Source organism: Nocardia alni (genome assembly GCF_019038435.1).
GTDB lineage: Bacteria > Actinomycetota > Actinomycetes > Mycobacteriales > Mycobacteriaceae > Nocardia > Nocardia alni.
This window is the reverse complement of record NZ_JAGPOX010000047.1, coordinates 16,203-33,757: the sequence shown is the minus strand read 5'-3', so window position 1 is coordinate 33,757 and position 17,555 is coordinate 16,203. Positions and strand designations below refer to the sequence as shown.

Genomic DNA, 17,555 nt, shown 5'->3' with positions numbered 1-17,555 from the left:
GTCAGACCAGGTCGGGGGCGTCGGTCAGGGCGGCCCTGATGTCGTGGATGCCGCGGAAATAGTCGTGGATGTGTGAGGCGTCGAGCCGCGCGGCGGCGGCGATTTCATCAACGGTGGCATCGGGACGATCGCGGTGCAGATCTCGGGCGATATCCAGAATATACTCGCGCATTCTTGTGCTCTCTGGCAGAAGAGGAACTGATCGGTACGGTACGCCTGGCAATCGAATAACGTGCGGTGAAATGTATATGCCGCCCGCATGACGGGTCGGCGTCGATTTGTCGCACCTTAATGATTGAAATACTACAGGTTGTTCGGGAATCGTCGTCGTACTCCCCGTCGAGTACCTGGCGAAATGTAACGTAAGAAAGTATTACTACTGATCAGTTGCGCCTCGGTTGCCTCCGGGTTAAGCAAATGGGGTTGTTTCACAAACGTGGACGGTATGTCCGTCCGTCGCATGCTTTGGCCTGCGAGGGCGGCAAGTCCGACCTGCCGATGATGTTGGTCACACCTGTTCTGGGCATTCGCTCAGGTCTGGCCGGCCCGTCTCGATACGCCTCGACGAATTGACGGCGAATGCGACACGCCGGGCAGTTGCGGTGATATCGGCGGCATCTTTTCCTCGTGATACGTTGCGTCGTGTTCGCGGTCGGCTCGCTGTGATCCGGAGCCTGATCATCCGGATGCCGGGATCATTTCGGAGATTCTCCGAGCGGCCCGTCCGGGTCGGGAAAATGCGGGACCGCCCCGACTCGATCTGTGGCGATAGTGAAATTATGGCGAGTCGGAAGCCACGATCGGCGATTGTGATCAGCGGAACAGGATTTCATATTTTGTCAGCGTATGAAAATAAGCCGCCCTGTGCTAGAAGTGTAATTTGCTAGATTCCCGGGCGCGAGATCTGCCGTAGCTGGGATCGCCGCACGCGACTACCTCGGTAACTTCCTACCGGGAGGAACCCGGCGTCCGGCAGCGGCACGGCCCTTCGGGTACACAGGGAGCTCGCAGCCGGGACAAAGGTTGGTTCTAGCGGGACGGCCGAGAGTAGTGGTTATGAGCGAGCACACCGTACGAACCGACGATCGCAGCCTGGTCCTGGACGTGGTCATCCCCGTCTACAACGAGGAACACAGCCTCGGCGCATGCGTGTGGCGGCTGCTCGGGCAACTGAAGAGCTTTCCGTTCTCGACACGCATCACCATCGCGGACAACGCCAGCACCGACGACACCCTCGCGGTGGCTCACGGCCTGGCCGACGACTTCGACAACGTGCGGGTCATCCACCTGGACCGCAAGGGCCGGGGGCGGGCGTTGCGCACCGCGTGGCTGGCCTCGGACGCGCAGGTGGTCGCCTATATGGACGTCGACCTGTCCACCGACCTGAACGGTCTGCTGCCGCTGGTGGCCCCGCTGGTGTCCGGACATTCCGATATCGCGATCGGCACCCGCCTGGACCCCGCCTCGCGGGTGGTGCGCGGGCCCAAGCGGGAGTTCATCTCCCGCTGCTACAACCTGATCCTGAAAGTCGCACTGCGCGCGCACTTCTCGGATGCCCAGTGCGGATTCAAGGCCGTGCGCGCGGATGTCGCGCAGGCGCTGCTGCCGCTGGTGCAGGACGGCGAATGGTTCTTCGACACAGAGCTTCTGGTGCTGGCCGAGCGGTCCGGGTTGCGCATCCACGAGGTGCCGGTGGACTGGGTCGACGATCCGGACAGCCGGGTCGACATCGTGGACACCGCGCGCAAGGACCTGCGAGGCGTGTGGCGGCTGCGTCGCGCGATGCTCACCGGCGAACTGCCGGTCGCCGAATTGCGAGAGGAACTGGGGCGCAAGGCGTTGACCGCGCGGTTGCCGTTGACCTTGGCGGCGTGAGGGCGCAGGTCTGGCCCGCCTACGGCCGGAACCCGGGTGGGTGGGGCTGCACATGATGTGGCTCGGCCGGATGCCTTCGACTTCACCCCAAACCGGCGGCGGATTTGGCCTCGACCAGCACTGCTTCGAGCATCTCGGGAGTGAGCCGTCCGGTGAACGTGTTCTGCTGGCTGACGTGGTAACAGCCGAAAACCGTGAGTTCCGCGCGGCCCGGGAGCGCGGGGGTGAGCGGGTAGCGCACACCGTGACCGAACCGGGGACGCGGGCGGGGCACGGTCCAACCGGATTCGGCCAGTGCGGGAAACAGCGCCTGCCAGCCCCAGCCGCCGAGGACGACGATCGCGCGTAGATCGGGCGCGAGCAGACCCAGTTCGGTGATCAGCCAGTGGCGGCAGCGGTCGCGTTCGTCGGGGGTGGGCAGGTTGTCCGGGGGTGCGCAGTGCACCGGGGCGGTGATCCGGGTGCCGAGCAGGTGCAAGCCGTCGTCGAGCCCGGTCGAGTCGGGCTGACTGGCCAGTCCCGCGCGGTGCATCGCGGCGAACAGCACATCCCCGCTGCGGTCGCCGGTGAACATGCGCCCGGTCCGGTTACCGCCGTGCGCCGCGGGCGCCAGCCCGACGATCAGCAGCCGGGCGTCGGCCGGTCCGAAACTGGGAACCGCGCGCCCCCAATAAATTTCGTCACGATACGCCGCACGCTTGGTGCGCGCGGCCTCCTCCCGCCAGGCGACCAGCCGGGGACAGGCGCGGCAATCAGCTACCGCGCTGTCCAGTTCATCGATCGACCGACACGCCTTCACCTGGACATTCTGATCCGGCGGTCCATCAGGCGCTGAGCCGGGTGCGGGTCGAGCAACGTGTACACCCACTGAGCAGCTGTATATCGGATGCACACTCGCCCCGCACTGTCTGTCAGGCGCCGGTGGGGGAGCGTCGGCCCGTGGTCGGGGTTGGGAGTACGCCCGTTGCTCGGGGCCGGGGGCGCGCAAGGTTGTGCATTCACTGAGCAGTGGATATACCCGGACTGGTCACTATCGTGGGTGTTGTTCAGCGGCTGCGGATCTGAGAGTGTGTCGGCCCGGAGTCGGGGTGTGGATTACGCCGGGAGCCCGGGGCGGATCGAGCGGGAGCATCCCCTGAGTAGAGGATTCATCGGCTGCTCACTGACCGCACCAAGTTCGGTGACCACGGACCCGGCGGCGCCCGGGCTGAATCGGGTGTGGATTACGCGCCCACTCGGCATTGTTCGACGTCGAAATCGTGAAGTTCCTCTGTCTCAACGGCATGGGGTTCGCGGCGCGCTCGGCCTCATCGCCAGAGGGATGTGACCGATCGCTCTGGGCGCCATGTCGATGGCGGGTCTCCAGCGGCGGGCTGCCGAGTAGCGCTGGCAGCTTGTCGCGCAACGCCACCCATGTCGACCTGGCACCGACCGCCACGTTGCGCGGGACAGTTCACGAGGCCGGTGGAACCTACGATGCGAAGTGGGCTGGTCCCGGGACGGTCCGTCGAGACCGCCCCGGGGGTACCGAAACAGGCTGTTGCTCAGCCGATCTGGGCGAGCCTGGGGGCGATCTCCTCGCCGTACCGGGCGACCCAGCCGGCCGGGTCCGGGTTGCCGGGCAGCGGGCCCACGTTGATCAGGTCGAAGCCCAGGTCGGCGTAGCCCTCGGCGGACTTCAGGTAGGCGTCGGTGTCGGCGAAGGGGTCGATGAAATAGCCTGCGGTGAGCCGGATTTCGGACATATCGCGGCCCAGGGTGTCGCAGTGCGCGCGCAGGACGCCGAGCTTGTGCGGCAGATCTTCCAGCGGAGTGGTGGTGTTCCACAGGTCGGCGTACTGCGCGACCATGCGCAGGGTCTTCTTCTCCCCGCTGCCGCCCAGGAAGATCGGCGGGCGGCGGATGGGCTGGGGCTGGCAGATCGTCTCGGCGAGCCGGTAGTGCTTGCCCTCGTAGGGGCCGTTGTTCTCGCTCCACATCTGCAGGCAGATCTGCAAGGTCTCCTCGAGCATCTCGAAACGATCGCGCAGCGGCGGATACGGTACGCCCAGGCCCACGTGCTCCCGCTCGTACCAGGCCGCACCCAGGCCGAGCATTGATCGGCCCTGGGACAGCACGTCGAGTGTGGTCGCGATCTTGGCGAGCAGGCCGGGATAGCGGTAGGTGACGCCGGTGACCAGCAGGGTCAGGGTGATCCGCTCGGTCTGGCCGGCCAGGAAGCCCATGCTGGTGTACGCCTCGAGGAACGGGTCCTCGGACTTGCCCATACCCTCCATCTGGAAGAAGTGGTCGGCGAGGGTGAACATATCCGCACCGGCCTGCTCGGCGGCGATGGCGGTGCGCGCTAGGGTCGGGCCCAGAGCGGCCGGGTCGCCCGGCAGGAAGTCGATGTAGTGGATGCCGTAATGCATGGTGGTACGCCCCGATCTCGAGAGGAGTTGTCGGCTCGATCGAATAGCAGCCTAGATTAAACAGTCTCAGCTGTACAGCTGAAACTGTTTAATATGGTCGGTCATCTTTCGCGATCCCGCGGTGCCGGCAGGTTCCTGTGCGCTCGGGCGTCCGCGGACCAGTGCGGGGCATTCCATCGGTCGGCGATGGCGGCGGCGTCGGTGAAGTGGGCGGCGGCCTGCTCGTCGCGACCGAGGAGCAGGGCGAGTTCGCCGAGTGTGTGGGCGACCGGAGGCACGGCCAGCGACATGCTCTCCGCGCCCGCCGGCGGACCGTCGTGGTAGGGGAGCAGGTCCGCGTAGATCTCCTCGGCGGTGTCGCGGTCGCCCAGAGCGACGATCGCCATCGCGCGCAGGCTCGTCAGGAAGGTGAAGAAGAAGTCGTGCCGGATCGGGCTCGGCGATGTGTGGCTCCGGTGTGCCTCGTCGGCGCGACCGGCCGCGTGCAGGGCGAGCGTGAGCAGGTCGGCGAGGAGGGGGCCGAGTTCCTCGTGGAAAGCGCGCACGTCGTCCAGATGGTCGCCGAGCGTCCCGTCGTTCAGCCAGATCGCCGCCAGCGCGAGGTGCAGGAAGCCCGCGGCATGCACGGATCCGGCGCGTTCCATGCGTTCGGTGGCCTCGATGTAGAGGCGCTCGGCATCGGTGTGGCGGCCCTCGATGAGCACCAGGGTCGCCAGCGCGATCTCGGCGGCGCCGACCGCCTCCGGCATCCGGTACGCGCGGGCGAGGTCGAGCGCCTCCTCGGTCAGGCGACGCATCGTCGCCGGGTCGTTGGTCACCGCGGCGTTCGCGGCCAGATTGAACAGCGCGGTCACGCGGTAGGCGGGCAGGTCGTGCTCGACTCCGATCGCCCTCAGCTGCCTGGAGTATTCCTTCTGCCGGGGGTCGCGGGACAGGATCAGGAGCGCCGCGGCCCGGAGCCGGGGATCGGCGGCGAGGTCGAGCGCTTCCCGCGCGGCCGTCGTGACTGTCGGATCATCTTCGCCCACAAGCTCGTTGGCGTATGCGACGAGCAGATGGCATCGGACGTCGGCGGCGAGATCGGTCCGCTCGAGCAGACGCCGGAGGCGGCCGACGATCGGACGATCGACCGTGCCGTACGTGCGGGCCTGCCAGGGTGTGGGCTCGGTCCATGCGGTGAAGGCGGCGATCATCAGGTCGTCGCGGCCGATCGACTCGGCGTACTCGACGGCCCGCTCGCGCGTGTCCCTGGCCGCGGCGACGGCTCCGGCCCTGATCTGCGCGCGCAGCAGTCTGCCCAGCAGCTCGGCGCGTTCGTCCGGATCGCCGGAGTTGGCCACGGCGTCGGTGAGCAGCGCGGCCGCCACGTCATGTGCGTAACGCGCCTCGGCTTGCTCGGCGGCACGGACGCAATAGGCGACGGCCTTCGGTGATCCCGCTCGCGCGTAGTGATAGGCGAGCGCCGCGACGTCGCCCGTGCCCTCCAGAGCGGCCGCGATCCGGGCGTGCATCCTGGTGGTCCGCAACCGGCTGACGTCGGCGACCAGCGTATCTCTGACCAGTGCGTGCACGAACCGGACGCGTCCCTGCCCCGGCTCGTCGAGCAACCCGGCGATGACGCCCGCGTCAAGTGCGTCCAGCACGCTGTCCTCGTCGGAGTCGGCGGCCCGAACGAGCACATCCACCGAGCTTTCCCTGCCGGCGACCGCCGCCAGCCGCAGGATGGACACGCCGCTCTCGGGGAGACGTGCGAGCCTGCGCCGCAGCACATCTCGTACACCTTCGGGAACCTGCGAGAGCGCGACCAGCGCACCCTCACTGCTCAGCAGCCGCGCGCTCTCTCGCACATAGAACGGATTGCCACCCGTCCGCTCGGCGATCCGGGCCACGGTCGCGTCGTCCGTCTCGCATTCGGCGCGGACGAGTCGCGCCACCGCGCCGGCTTGCAGTCCCGGCAGGTTCAGCCGCAGCGGCGCGGTGCGGGCGAGGGATCCGAGCGTTTCGGTGAGCCGTTCACTCTCGTCCGCGCGGTACGCCGCGACGACCAGGATCGGGGCCCGAATGTCCACGCCGCCAAGCAGTTCCAGCGTGGCGGCGTCCGCCCAGTGCAGGTCGTCCAGAACGACGGCGACCGGCCGGTCGGCGGCAACCGCCGCGAGCCAGTTCCACACGGCCTGCCGCAGCCGGAACCGCCCGGCAGCCGCATCACCGTTCATCGGCACGGTGTCGGACAGCAGCGGCGCCAGGTCGGCAGCGAACTGTCCCGTTGAAACGCTCGCGGCCACCGTCCGCAGCGTCTCCACCCACGCCCACGCGGGCGGCGCACTGTCCACCTCGGGACAGCGCCCCGCGGCCACGAGCCAGCCGTCCTGCCCGAGCCGCGCGGCGAGGTGCTCGAGCAGTGTCGACTTGCCGAGCCCGGCCTCCCCGGTGACGAGCGCAACCCGCGCCCCGTCGGCGACGGCCGCGCCCGCGGCCCCCAGCAGCGCGGCAATCTCGCTGTCCCGCCCGACAAACGTCGTGGCGCTGAGGCTGTGCGTCAGAAACGTTGTCGCGCCATGGCTCTGGCCGGCAAAGGTTGTGGCGCTGGGGCTGTGCCCGACAGACGTTGCCACGTCGGGGTTCTGCTCGGCAACGGTTGGAGTGTTGGAGCTGTGCCCCACAAGCATTGCCGCATCGGGGCTGCGCTCCGCGAAGGTCGCCGCGCTGGAGATGTCGGGTGGAGACGACGGCGTAGTGGCTTGCGGATGGAGAATGCCTGCGGGGGATACAGGGCCGGTTGCGTCCTGGTGGGTCGAGGTGGCCGTGTGGGGATCAACTGGGATGGTCATGCCTTGGCCGGCTGGGATGGTCGCACGCGGGTCAGCTGGGATGGTTGCGCCCGGGGCGGTTGGGATGATCGCCTGGTCGGTTGATGTAGCCGTGCGCGGGAGAGCTGGGGCGGCGGCGTGCTGGTCGATCGGGATGGTCGTGTAAGGGTCCGCGGGGGTTGTCGCGCCTTGATTGGCTGAGGCAGCCACGTGCGGGTCGATGGGGGTGGTGGCGCCTCGGCGGGGTGCGGCGGTCGTGTTCGGGTTGGCTGGGGTGGTTGCGTGTTCCGCGGGGACTGCGGCGTCTTGGTTGGCTGTTGGGTCGGCTGAGGCGGTTGTGCGAGAGACAGCGGGGCTGGTCGCGTGCTGGTCGATCGGGATGGTCGTGTGTGGGCCGGTTGATGAGGCCGTGTCTGCGGGGATTTTCGCGCGGTGGTCTGCTGGGGCTTTCGTGTGTGAGATCGTCGGCACCGCTGTACGCAGGATGTCCGTGCGCTGGTTGAGGATTGCTTCTTCCAAGGCCACCAGTTCCGGGCCCGGGTCGAGGCCGAGTTCGTCGGCGAAGGTGGTGCGGGCGCGGCGGAGGGTGGCCAGGGCGTCGGCTTGGCGGCCTGCGCTCCACAGGGCGAGGGCGTGCAGGCGCCAGCCCTCCTCGCGCAGGGGGGTGTCGCGGGTGAGGGCCGCCGCTTCGGGGACGACCGTCGCGGCGGCGCCGAGCCGCAGGCCCGCCGCGATATGCAGCTCGCGGGCGACCAGGTGCAGCTCGTTCAGTCGGGCGGTCTCGGCGGCGGCCCACGGCTCGTCGGCGACCTCGGCGAACGCGGGTCCCCGCCACAGCGCCAGTGCCTCGTCGAGCCGGGCGCGGGCGTTGCCGGGATCGGTCCGGGCCTCGGCGAGCAGTCCTTCGAAGCGCCAGGCGTCCACCGCGTCCGGCGGCAGCCGTAGTGCGTAGCCGGGCGCGGCGCTCACCAGCAGGCGGGCGGGGGTTCGCGGCGGGCGGCCGGGTTCCAGCAGGCGGCGCAGGTTGGACACGTACGCCTGCAACGACGTCAGGGCGCGCGAGGGCGGTTCACCGCGCCACAGGTCCTCGACCATTCGGTCGACGGGCACGACCTGTCCGCGCGCCGCCACCAGCAGGGCCAGCACGCCGCGCTGCCGCGGCCCGCCGAGGGGAACGGGTGCGCCGCCTGCCTCGGCCGCGAACGAGCCCAACACCCGGATCAAGACCATGACCTGGCAAATCGTACGGCTGCCGCGACCAGCCTTCCAAGTCGGCTCCAAGTGCCCTCCATACCCGGGCGAGCAGTGTCGAGCACGTCGAAGACATGACAGACGAAAGGCAGGAAACGATGAGCGTCAACACCCAGGAGATGGAGATCGTCCACCGCGTATTCCGTCGCGAATCGCGGTTGCTGATGGAGCTCGTCGCGGCGGTCGTCCCAGGTGACACCGCTCGCGCCAAGGTGATCGCCGACCACTTCCGCGACTACCGGCTCGGACTGAAGAACCACCACGAGGGCGAGGACGAACTGCTGTGGCCGCCACTGCTCTCGCGGGTCGATCTGGAGGCCGAGATCGTCCTTCGCATGGAGGCGCAGCACGAGCGCGTCGCCGCCACCCTGACCGCACTGGACACCGCGTTTCCGGCGTGGGAGGCCACCGCCGCGGCCGACGAGCGCGACATCCTCGTGGCCGCCCTCGCCGACCACCGGGCGGTCCTGCTCGAACACCTCGACGACGAGGAGACCACCCTGCTTCCGCTGGCGGCCGGCTACATCACCGACAAGGAATGGGCCTCCCTGGGCGAGCACCTGGTCGCCAACACACCCAAACTCACCCTGCTCACCCTCTTCGGCCTCGTGCTGGAGGACGCGAACCGCGCCGAACGCGCCACACTCCTGTCCGTCCTCCCCGCACCGATCCGCGGTATCTGGCACGTGATCGGTCGCCCCCGCTACGTCCGTCACATCCGCCACGTCCGCGCGGCCTGAACAGTCCGAGCCACCCCCGGTGAATCCGGAGACACCGAGCGCGATCCGTCCTCCCCGCAGAGCTACGCGGTAAGTGGTCCGTTATCGGCCGTGCTCGTTACGCGCGTTGCGTCTGCGGGACCAGACCCTTTTCCCAACTCGAATCCGACCTGACCCAACGAGGAGACAATCATGTCGCTCAAGACCGTCAACACCACCCTGACCACCGCCGGGATCCTGTTCATCCTTTACATCGGGGTGTCCTACGTCCTGACCCCCAGCACTATCGCGCCGGGCTTCGGCCTGCCGAGCTGGCCCTCCGGTGACGGCGATGGGTTTCTGATTCTCAAGGGCATCCGCGACATCGTGTCCGGTGTCGTTCTGGGGGTCCTGCTGCTGACCGGTCACCGCCGCGCCCTGGGGTTGGTTCTGCTGGCAGAGGCTCTCACTCCGGTCGGGGACATGACCAACGTGCTGGCGCATGGCGGTTCCACGGCCGTCGCGTTCGGCGTCCACGCCCCGACCGCCGCGCTGATCGCCCTGACCGGACTGCTGACGCTGCGTGAGACCGGGAAGCTCGTCGCTGCCCCGATCCCGGCCATGAGTTGACGTGCGGCGAGTCCGGCCGACGCTTCAGGATCACCCTGACGGGTCGGTCGGACTTCGTCGCGCCTGGCAAGTACTGAGCACCAACAGTATTCAGTCGCTCGGCTCGTTCGGATCGTTGCGTCTACCGCGGTCGGGTAGTAGAGGGCTGGATCCGGACCACCTTTTATGACATATTTGTAGCGGCCGCCATGATTATGTAACGCGGCGAAGTGTTCAGCAATCGATCGAGGCAATATGACGAAGGTAGTTCCGGGTGCAGAGCCCGACGGTAAGGCGATGGGGCGCAAGGGGATCGACGAGAAGGCTGGTCTCGTCTCGGCCGGTGGTCTCGATACGGCGGCGGGCCAGGCTCATGCGCTGACCTACGGCGGTTATCTACGTCTGGACGACCTGCTCGATGTGCAACGCCCACTGAGCAGGCCCGAGCGTCACGACGAGATGCTGTTCATCATCCAGCACCAGACCACCGAGCTGTGGTTCAAGCTGATCCTGCACGAAACCGTCGCCGCCCGTGCGGCTTTCGACGCCGACGATATCGCCGGGGCGCTGAAGTGCCTGGCCCGGGTCAAGCGCATCATGGAGACGCTGACCGAGCAGTGGGCGGTGCTGGCGACCCTGACCCCGACCGAATACGGGCAGTTCCGCGGCTTTCTCGGCAACTCGTCCGGATTCCAGTCCTACCAGTACCGCGCGGTGGAGTTCATATTCGGCGGCAAGAACGCGCGCATGCTCGAGATGTTCGAGGATGAGCAGGCCGCGCGGGCACTACTCGGCGGTCTGCTCGCCGAACCGAGCCTGTACGACGCGTTCTGGCGCTGCGTGGCGCGTCTGGGCTATGCGGTGCCCGAGTCCGCGGCGGCCCGCGAGGTGGCGCAGCCGTATGCACTGAACCCGGAGCTGCTGCCGTTGATCAGGACGGTCTATGAGAACAACCGCGAACACTGGGTGGTCTACGAGGCATTCGAGGAACTGGTGGATCTGGAGGAGAGCTTCCAGCTGTGGCGCTTCCGGCACCTGCGCACCGTGATGCGCATCATCGGCGCCAAACCGGGCACGGGCGGATCCAGCGGCGTGGGCTACCTGCGAAATGCCTTGGACAGGACGTTTTTTCCGGAACTGTTCGCGGTCCGCGCGGAAATCGGCGAAGTCGCGGTCGGGCAATGAGATCGGGAGTGCGAGACAGGTGACGAGGATCGACCGGGGACGCGGAGGCCGGGCGCTGGTGCGGCCGGATGACACCGCGATTGCGGAAGTGGAGGCTGGAGAATGACCGAGTCGGATTGGGCTGTGCCGGATTGGACTGCCCGGGCGGCCGCCTTGGACGCCGCGGATCCGTTGCGTGCGTACCGCGATTTGTTCGTCGGCTCCGAGGATCCTTCGGTGCGGGCGTATCTGGACGGTAATTCGCTGGGGCGTCCGTTGCGGGCGAGTGTCGAGCGGATCACCGCGTTCATGACGCAGGCGTGGGGCGGTCGGCTGATCCGGGGCTGGGACGAGCAGTGGTTCGAGCTGCCGATCACGATCGGTGACCGGCTCGCCGCGACGGTGCTGGGCGCCGCGGCGGGCCAGACCACGATCGGCGATTCGACGACGGTGCTGCTGTACAAGCTCGCCCGGGGCGCGATCGCGTTGCGGCCCGGGCGAAACGAGCTCGTCCTGGACCGGGACAACTTCCCGACGGACCGCTACGTACTCGAGTCGATCGCGGCCGAGCACGGGCTCACCGTGCGCTGGATCGAGCCGGATCCGCGCGCCGGAGTCGAGCTCGAGCAGCTGGCCGAGGTGGTCGGCGAGCGGACGGCCCTGGTGGTGCTCAGCCACGTCGCCTACCGCTCGGGATATCTGCTGGACGCGGCGGCAATCGCGCGCCGCACCCACGAGGCGGGCGCGCTGCTACTGCTCGACCTGTGCCATTCGGTCGGGTCGGTGCCGCTCGAACTCGACTCCTGGGGAGTCGATTTCGCGGTGGGCTGTACCTACAAGTACCTGAACGGCGGTCCGGGCTCGCCAGCCTTCGCCTACGTCGGGCGGAGGCATCTGGACGGGTTCCGCCAGCCGATCGAGGGCTGGATGGGCCGGGCGGATCCGTTCGGCATGGCCCAGGGATACGAACCGGCACAGGGGATCCGGCGAGTGATCAGCGGTACTCCGCCGATTCTGGGGATGCTCGCGATGCAGGACACCCTCGAACTCATCGAGCAGGTGGGCATGGATGCCGTGCGGGCAAAGTCAATGCGGCTCACCGAATTCGCGCTGGAACTGGTGGATGAGCTGTTGACACCCCTTGGAATCGAGCTGGGGTCCCCACGGGATCCTGTGCTGCGCGGCGGACACATCATCATCGATCATCCGAGCTTCGCCGAGGTCACCACGAACCTGCAAGCGCGGGGCGTGATCCCGGACTTCAGACCGCCGCACGGGCTACGGATAGGGCTGAGCCCGCTGAGCACCAGCTTTGGTGAGGTCGCGGTCGGTATTCAGGCAATCCGCGATGAATCGACCCGCGACGAACCTGGATCCCAGGGGCGCGATGCCTGAGCGCGCGGCGAGCACAGCCCCGGGAAACGCGCAGCACGCGATCCTGGATGACTTCGATTCCCGCCCCGGCAGTGCGACCTCGCTGATCCGCACCGTGCTCGGCGCGTACCGGCACGAACTCGGCGGCTGGGTGGCGATCGCCGAACTGGTCGAGTTGATGCTGCCCCTGGGCGTGGCGGCCGAGGCGACGCGGATCGCGGTGACCCGGCTCAAGCGGCGGGGCGTGCTGGAATCGGCGGCCCGCGACGGACGACCCGGCTACCAGTTGACCGCGCAGGCTGAGGCGATGTACGCCCGCGGCGACCGCCGGATCTTCGAATTCCGACGGATGGCCGACGACGATCCGTGGCGGCTGATCTCCTTCACTCTCCCCGAATCCCTGCGCGCCGCACGGCATCAGCTGCGCCGCCGCCTCGGTTGGATCGGCTGTGGAACCGTCTCGCCCGGACTATGGATCGCCCCCGGATATCTCACCGAGGAGATCGGTGATATCGTTGCCGCGCTCCAGCTTACGGAGTATGTGACGACCTTCCGATGCGACGGGCTGTCGGTCCCGGACACACCCGCCGACGCGGCGGCCCGCTGGTGGGATCTGGACGAGATCGCCACTCGGCACCGCGAATTCCTCGCCCGTCACGGGGCTACCCTGCGGGGCGCGCGTGAGCTCACACCACCCGAGGCGTTCGTGAAATTCGCACTGCTGCTGGATGAATGGCGGATCATCCCATACATCGATCCCGGCCTGCCCCCCTCGATGCTGCCCGCCGACTGGCCCGGTGAGAACAGCGTGGGCCTGCTCGCCGCTGCCCGCGACAGCTGTTTCGCGTCGAGCCGCCATTGGGTACGCGGGTTGCGCGATCGACGGGACGGCGATCTTACAGCTTCCCTTGCAGCACACGGACTCCCGCGGTGAGCGCGTTGCCGCCCGTGTTCCAGCTGACATCCGCGGGCTGGGAGGTCAGCACGACCACGATGTCGTTCATCGGCCGCCCGGCGCCCGAGCCGACCAGGCCCGTGGTGTCCATGGTGATCGAGCTGTCCAACGACATCCAGCCCTGTTTGACGGCCCAGTCCGCACCGGACAGCCCGTCGGGAATGCCGAAGAACTGGTCGGTCCCGTCGGCGGCTATCTGCTGGGCGCCCTCCAGGGCGTTCATGACGACGGTGCGGGCCGCTGCGGGGACCGAGGTGTTCAGGTAACGGTAGATGGTGACGACATCCTTTGCGGTGGTGAGTGTTTCACCCCACTGATCGGAATCGCCCGGCGGTGTGGTGCCGGTCAGGCCCATCAGGCCGGCCATGCGGGTCACGATCGCGCTGCCGCCGTTGGTATCCCACAGCGTGTCGGCGATACCGTCGTCGCTGGCCGAGAGCATCTGCTGGATCTGTCCGGTGGTCGCCGGATCCGGCTGCCAGCCTTGAGAGTTCAGAACGTCCAGGGCGATCAGCAGTTTGACCACCGAGGCGGTGTAGAACTGCTGGCCGCTGTTCAGCTCGGCGAGCTGTGCTCCGGTCGCGGTGTTGACGACGTCGATGCCGACCTGGGTGCCGGGCGAGGCCCCTACGATCGCGGATTGCATCTGCTGAGCCAGTGCCTGTGGCGAAACTGGTTGGGGGCCAGGGTTTATGGCCGCCGATCCGGTGCCCAGGGACAGGTCCGGTATCGCGGGTAAGGGGGGTAACGCAGGAAGCTGCTGCTTGGGCGTGGCCTTCGCGGGGGACGTGTTATTGTGCACGGCAACGACGAGATGATGCGTTGCCGCTCTTGCCGGCGGTGTTGCCAGCACACCCGCGGCAATTGCCAGTGCTGATACCGCACCGACGCTAACTTGGAGCCATCCGCGTCGCGATGACTGCTGCAACTTGATCCGCATACTTAACATTTCTGCCTGAACCTGAGAGCAGCTCGAGACCGAAATGTCAGGTAACTGCCAACCCTCCTTGTCGCTAGTCTAAGTGCAGGTCAGAGCGTTTGCCCAGGATGGGTGACGTAGGACTCTACCGCCACGGCCCCGGTGGGCGAGAGGGTTGCGTATCGCACGCGCGGGCCCGACCGGGCCATATCGGAGAGTGCGCCATCGACCAGGAGTTCGGAATGACGGAGGCAATGTTAGATACGCCACGTATGGACCTGTTCGATGCTTCCCGGCTAACCGGCGATGTGGCCGCATTTGTCGACTCCAGCGACCGGCTGGTCCGTCGGCTGTTCGATATCGGGCTGCGCATGGATTCCCTGCGTGCCGTCTTCGACCGGCCCGAGTCCACACCCGAACAGGTGCGTGAGGCCGGAACGGAGATCGGCGAGCTGGTGGAGGATCTGGACGCGCTCATCCGGGCCGCCGGGCTGGCCATGTTGGGTGTCGCACGGAACACGGTGCCGCCCAGTGTGTATCGGCAGTCGCTGCGCTCTGGCGCGCGCAGGAGATAGCCCGCGTCAGGCCGTGGTGCTGTCGCTCGGTTCGGGCAGTTCGGGTATCGACCGCAGCGGGGGCATCGGCTGCCGCGGTTCGCGTACGCCGCTGCCGCCATCGCGCCGCAGCCACAACCGCACCGCCGAGCCCGCGGCTACGCGCGCGCCCGATTCCGGGCTCTGATCGGTGACGATCCATCCGGAGTCGCCGGGATCCGGTACGGGCGAGTCGGGTTCGGCATTGAAGGCCACCAAGTTGTTGTGCGCCAGCGCGTCTCGGGCGTTGATCCACTCCATGCCGACTACTGCGGGCACCTTGACCGTGGAGCGCCTGCGCCGTTCGCGGGCCGCGGAGGACAGAACCTCTCGCACGGCCCCGGCAACGGGGCCCTCGTCGGTGGTCCGTCGGGCGAGTTCGGCTGGGGCTTGCGCACTTTCGGTCGCGTGGCCGACCGGCGCGGGTTCATCCTGATCCAGGTCGCGCCACCGCTCCCATGCCGACTGCCTGGTCACCCCGAGGTAGGTGGCGATCTCGGCCCATGACCTGGCCTCGCCGCGCGCGACTCGTACCGCGTCGAGTTCCCACTGGTCCAGCAGTCGTCGCACGGCTCCGATGTCATCGAGCGCGGACAGTGCGTCCTCGCCGGACCGTGACCCGCGGCGCTTGGCCGTCAGTCGTTTCCATGCGTCCTCGCCAGGCTTGGCAGTGCTCATAGCCGTAAGGATATCCTGACGGCACCTGATGAGACAGGGCTCGATGCCATGCTCTGAGCGAACATGACGGGCTGGTCACCCTGAGATGAAACAGCCTGTGGTGCAACATGTCACTGATCTTCCGGCGCTGGGCGGCATTCCGGGGATCGCCGGGCCACCCGATGAAACGGTACGACCCTCCGGTCAGTGACGCCCAGGACACAGTGACGCCCAGGACATGGGTGCGGATACACGCGGAGCAGTCGGGTCGGTGCCGGGCACAGTTGTACAGGCCGAGGGCATCTCACCGTGCTCGCTCGGTACTGTCACCGGGACGTGGCGTCGGCGCGTCATCCTCAGAGCGGGCTGCGCGCCGGCTCGGTGGGCGCAGCGCCCACGACAGCACCGTCAACGCCGTCATCGCGGCGAGTACACCGACCTCGCCGAGGGCGTAGTGCGCGGTCAGGTGGGAGGCGATGGCTCCGGTGTAGACGAAGAACGCGCCCGCGTAGGCCCACTCCTTCACCGCCGGCCAGCCCGGGACGAGCAGTGCGACCACGCCGAATATCTTCCAGACACCCAGCAGGACAAGGAAATACGTAGGATATCCGAGGTGCGTGACCAGATCGCGGACGTAGGGGATGCGCGCGACGTCCCATACCCCGCCGACGGCGAGTTCGGCGGCGATGCATACGGTGGCCACCCAGTAGAGGATCGGGCGCACGCGGCTGGTGGTGCGCGATTCGGTGAAGACGGCCATGACGGGGCTCCTGTCGATCGGTAGGCACTGCGACCGCCTCTCCCCGGTCCGTCTGTCTTCTCGACGCTGAGCTCTGGCATGCTGTCGACTGGTCTCGCGGGCCGTCGATCCGGCTGATCGCACACGCGATGGATCCCCGCCGATCGCACACGCCGTGGGTCACAGCAGATCGCACACGCCGTGGATCACAGACGCGAGCACACTCGAGATCGAGACAACGTTGGGCCGTTGGGTTGGTGTCGGTGCAGTATGGAGTTGTGGTGGGTGCTCACTGATATGGCGAATACGCCCCGGAAAATGTGACTCAGGACGGCCGGCAACGATGCAGCCCGAGGATCTGCGTGAACCGAAAGATCTGCCGATGAGCGATCACGTGACCGACCAGGGACTTCTGTTCCACGAGCTCGAGCGCCACCGCCCCAGGCTGCGAGCGATGGCCTACCGGATGCTCGGTTCGGTGAGCGACACCGACGACGCGTTGCAGGAGGTGTGGCTGCGAATCCGGCACACGCCGGAGAATTCCGTGCGCAATCCGGGCGGCTGGCTGACCACGGCCCTGACCCACACCTGCCTGGATCTGCTACGTGCGCGACAGGCGCGGCACGAGGAGCCCGTCGGCGTTCGGCTGCCCGACCCGATCGTTGTCGACGACGGACCGGAACTGCCGGAAACCGAAGTCCTCGTGCGGGATTCGGTCGGTCTGGCGATGCAGGTGGTGCTGTCCCGCCTGGAACCCGCCGAACGGATCGCGGTGGTGCTGCACGACGGTTTCACGGTGCCGTTCGACGAGATCGCGTCCATCCTGGACCGCAGCCCGGCGGCGGTACGCCAGCTGGCGCGCCGGGCGCGCCGCCGGGTCCGAGCGGCTCCGATTCCCGATTGCGACCGGCACGAACAGCGCCGGGTCGTGGACGCCTTCTTCGCCGCCGCCCGCCGCGGTGACCTGGCCGCGCTCGTCGGCGTGCTGGACCCGGACGTCGTCCTGCGCGGCGATCTCGGAGTCGCCGGCCTGCGCGAGATCACCGGACCCCGCGCCGCCGCCGAGCAGGCAGCGCTGTTCGCGCACGACGGCGCTCTACTGCGCCCGGTCCTGGTGAACGGCGCGGCGGGCATGGTGGTGTCCCTGGGCGGCAGGGCCGCGGTGATCATGGCGTTCACCGTGGCCGGCGGCAGGATCGCCGAGATAGATGTGCTGGCGGACCGAACACGTGTGCTCGCGGCGCTGGGACAGTGAGTCGCTGGCGATTGCCGGCGGCCGCGCCTGCATCGTGTCGTCGGCGATCCAGAGTGCCCGAGTCGGTGAGTCTCCGCCCCGGGGTCGCTCACCCGAGCTTGCCCTGAGCTTGCCTCGATCGTGTCGTTGGCCGTGGGCTGCCAGGGCAGTCCCTACCGCTTATAGCACCGTAGGCATGCGTCGATCCATTGCCTGGCGCACATCACACCACCGGGCGGCGCGGGGCGATTCGGTTGCTGATCGTC

The 17,555-nt window shown here is 67.7% G+C and carries 14 protein-coding genes and 1 pseudogene; 8 read left to right on the top strand and 7 right to left on the bottom strand.

From position 1 onward, the window contains the following. Position 1: 1 nt before the first annotated feature. Entirely contained in the window at positions 2 to 172 is a 171-nt protein-coding gene (locus JZ791_RS19390; RefSeq protein WP_216896560.1) for a TetR family transcriptional regulator, read from the bottom strand. An 884-nt stretch (positions 173 to 1,056) separates the two neighbouring features. Here JZ791_RS19390 and JZ791_RS19385 point away from each other — a divergent pair. Further along, positions 1,057 to 1,857: pseudogene (locus JZ791_RS19385) on the top strand (dolichyl-phosphate beta-glucosyltransferase); the annotation flags it as partial. A 100-nt stretch (positions 1,858 to 1,957) separates the two neighbouring features. On the opposite strand, the gene JZ791_RS19380 reads toward JZ791_RS19385, so the two are convergent. The 3 genes from JZ791_RS19380 to JZ791_RS19370 all read right to left on the bottom strand — a co-directional run bounded on the left by JZ791_RS19380 (position 1,958) and on the right by JZ791_RS19370 (position 8,326). Next, complete coding sequence (locus tag JZ791_RS19380) at positions 1,958 to 2,674, bottom strand: uracil-DNA glycosylase (protein WP_308162992.1); 717 nt, start codon at positions 2,672 to 2,674, stop codon at positions 1,958 to 1,960. A gap of 745 nt (positions 2,675 to 3,419) precedes the next feature. Next, positions 3,420 to 4,286, bottom strand: coding sequence for an LLM class F420-dependent oxidoreductase (locus JZ791_RS19375; RefSeq protein ID WP_216896558.1), 867 nt, complete (start codon positions 4,284 to 4,286; stop codon positions 3,420 to 3,422). Positions 4,287 to 4,387: 101 nt separating this feature from the next. Continuing rightward, positions 4,388 to 8,326: an ATP-binding protein gene (locus JZ791_RS19370; protein ID WP_254205966.1), complete on the bottom strand. Its 3,939-nt coding sequence runs from the start codon at positions 8,324 to 8,326 to the stop codon at positions 4,388 to 4,390. Between the two features lie 119 nt (positions 8,327 to 8,445). On the opposite strand from JZ791_RS19370, the gene JZ791_RS19360 reads away from it, so the two are divergent. From JZ791_RS19360 to JZ791_RS19340, 5 genes are all read left to right on the top strand, one after another. Further along, positions 8,446 to 9,087: a hemerythrin domain-containing protein gene (locus JZ791_RS19360; RefSeq protein WP_216896557.1), complete on the top strand. Its 642-nt coding sequence runs from the start codon at positions 8,446 to 8,448 to the stop codon at positions 9,085 to 9,087. A gap of 171 nt (positions 9,088 to 9,258) precedes the next feature. Then, the gene (locus JZ791_RS19355) at positions 9,259 to 9,675 is read left to right on the top strand and encodes a DUF4267 domain-containing protein (protein ID WP_216896556.1); all 417 of its coding nucleotides are present in this window, start codon (positions 9,259 to 9,261) and stop codon (positions 9,673 to 9,675) included. Between the two features lie 234 nt (positions 9,676 to 9,909). After that, entirely contained in the window at positions 9,910 to 10,839 is a 930-nt protein-coding gene (locus tag JZ791_RS19350; RefSeq protein ID WP_254205965.1) for a tryptophan 2,3-dioxygenase, read from the top strand. A gap of 102 nt (positions 10,840 to 10,941) precedes the next feature. Beyond that, positions 10,942 to 12,213, top strand: a complete 1,272-nt coding sequence (locus JZ791_RS19345; protein WP_216896555.1) for a kynureninase — start codon at positions 10,942 to 10,944, stop codon at positions 12,211 to 12,213. Continuing rightward, complete coding sequence (locus tag JZ791_RS19340; protein ID WP_216896554.1) at positions 12,206 to 13,126, top strand: PaaX family transcriptional regulator; 921 nt, start codon at positions 12,206 to 12,208, stop codon at positions 13,124 to 13,126. The genes JZ791_RS19345 and JZ791_RS19340 overlap by 8 nt, the downstream gene beginning before the upstream one ends. Here JZ791_RS19340 and JZ791_RS19335 read toward each other — a convergent pair. Beyond that, on the bottom strand, positions 13,089 to 13,793 hold the full coding sequence (locus JZ791_RS19335) for a serine hydrolase (protein WP_216896553.1): 705 nt from the start codon (positions 13,791 to 13,793) through the stop codon (positions 13,089 to 13,091). The two genes, JZ791_RS19340 and JZ791_RS19335, sit on opposite strands and share 38 nt — an antisense overlap. Before the next feature lie 515 nt (positions 13,794 to 14,308). Here JZ791_RS19335 and JZ791_RS19330 point away from each other — a divergent pair. Continuing rightward, on the top strand, positions 14,309 to 14,641 hold the full coding sequence (locus tag JZ791_RS19330; RefSeq protein WP_216896552.1) for a hypothetical protein: 333 nt from the start codon (positions 14,309 to 14,311) through the stop codon (positions 14,639 to 14,641). A 6-nt stretch (positions 14,642 to 14,647) separates the two neighbouring features. Here JZ791_RS19330 and JZ791_RS19325 read toward each other — a convergent pair whose 3' ends face one another. Together JZ791_RS19325 and JZ791_RS19320 are read right to left on the bottom strand one after the other, a co-directional pair. Beyond that, on the bottom strand, positions 14,648 to 15,337 hold the full coding sequence (locus JZ791_RS19325) for a PASTA domain-containing protein (RefSeq protein ID WP_216896551.1): 690 nt from the start codon (positions 15,335 to 15,337) through the stop codon (positions 14,648 to 14,650). 283 nt (positions 15,338 to 15,620) lie between these two features. Continuing rightward, the gene (locus tag JZ791_RS19320; RefSeq protein WP_216896550.1) at positions 15,621 to 16,076 is read right to left on the bottom strand and encodes a DoxX family protein; all 456 of its coding nucleotides are present in this window, start codon (positions 16,074 to 16,076) and stop codon (positions 15,621 to 15,623) included. Between the two features lie 361 nt (positions 16,077 to 16,437). Here JZ791_RS19320 and JZ791_RS19315 point away from each other — a divergent pair, with 361 nt between their 5' ends. Further along, complete coding sequence (locus JZ791_RS19315) at positions 16,438 to 17,310, top strand: sigma-70 family RNA polymerase sigma factor (protein ID WP_254205964.1); 873 nt, start codon at positions 16,438 to 16,440, stop codon at positions 17,308 to 17,310. The last annotated feature ends 245 nt before the right edge of the window (positions 17,311 to 17,555 follow it).

Coding starts and splice junctions, on each gene's coding strand:
- JZ791_RS19330 (WP_216896552.1), top strand. CDS start 14,309: ATGACGGAGGCAATGTTAGATACGCCACGTATGGACCTGTTCGATGCT.
- JZ791_RS19320 (WP_216896550.1), bottom strand. CDS start 16,076: ATGGCCGTCTTCACCGAATCGCGCACCACCAGCCGCGTGCGCCCGATC.
- JZ791_RS19370 (WP_254205966.1), bottom strand. CDS start 8,326: ATGGTCTTGATCCGGGTGTTGGGCTCGTTCGCGGCCGAGGCAGGCGGC.
- JZ791_RS19350 (WP_254205965.1), top strand. CDS start 9,910: ATGACGAAGGTAGTTCCGGGTGCAGAGCCCGACGGTAAGGCGATGGGG.
- JZ791_RS19340 (WP_216896554.1), top strand. CDS start 12,206: ATGCCTGAGCGCGCGGCGAGCACAGCCCCGGGAAACGCGCAGCACGCG.
- JZ791_RS19360 (WP_216896557.1), top strand. CDS start 8,446: ATGAGCGTCAACACCCAGGAGATGGAGATCGTCCACCGCGTATTCCGT.
- JZ791_RS19325 (WP_216896551.1), bottom strand. CDS start 15,337: ATGAGCACTGCCAAGCCTGGCGAGGACGCATGGAAACGACTGACGGCC.
- JZ791_RS19375 (WP_216896558.1), bottom strand. CDS start 4,286: ATGCATTACGGCATCCACTACATCGACTTCCTGCCGGGCGACCCGGCC.
- JZ791_RS19335 (WP_216896553.1), bottom strand. CDS start 13,793: ATGCAATCCGCGATCGTAGGGGCCTCGCCCGGCACCCAGGTCGGCATC.
- JZ791_RS19355 (WP_216896556.1), top strand. CDS start 9,259: ATGTCGCTCAAGACCGTCAACACCACCCTGACCACCGCCGGGATCCTG.
- JZ791_RS19390 (WP_216896560.1), bottom strand. CDS start 172: ATGCGCGAGTATATTCTGGATATCGCCCGAGATCTGCACCGCGATCGT.
- JZ791_RS19345 (WP_216896555.1), top strand. CDS start 10,942: ATGACCGAGTCGGATTGGGCTGTGCCGGATTGGACTGCCCGGGCGGCC.
- JZ791_RS19315 (WP_254205964.1), top strand. CDS start 16,438: ATGAGCGATCACGTGACCGACCAGGGACTTCTGTTCCACGAGCTCGAG.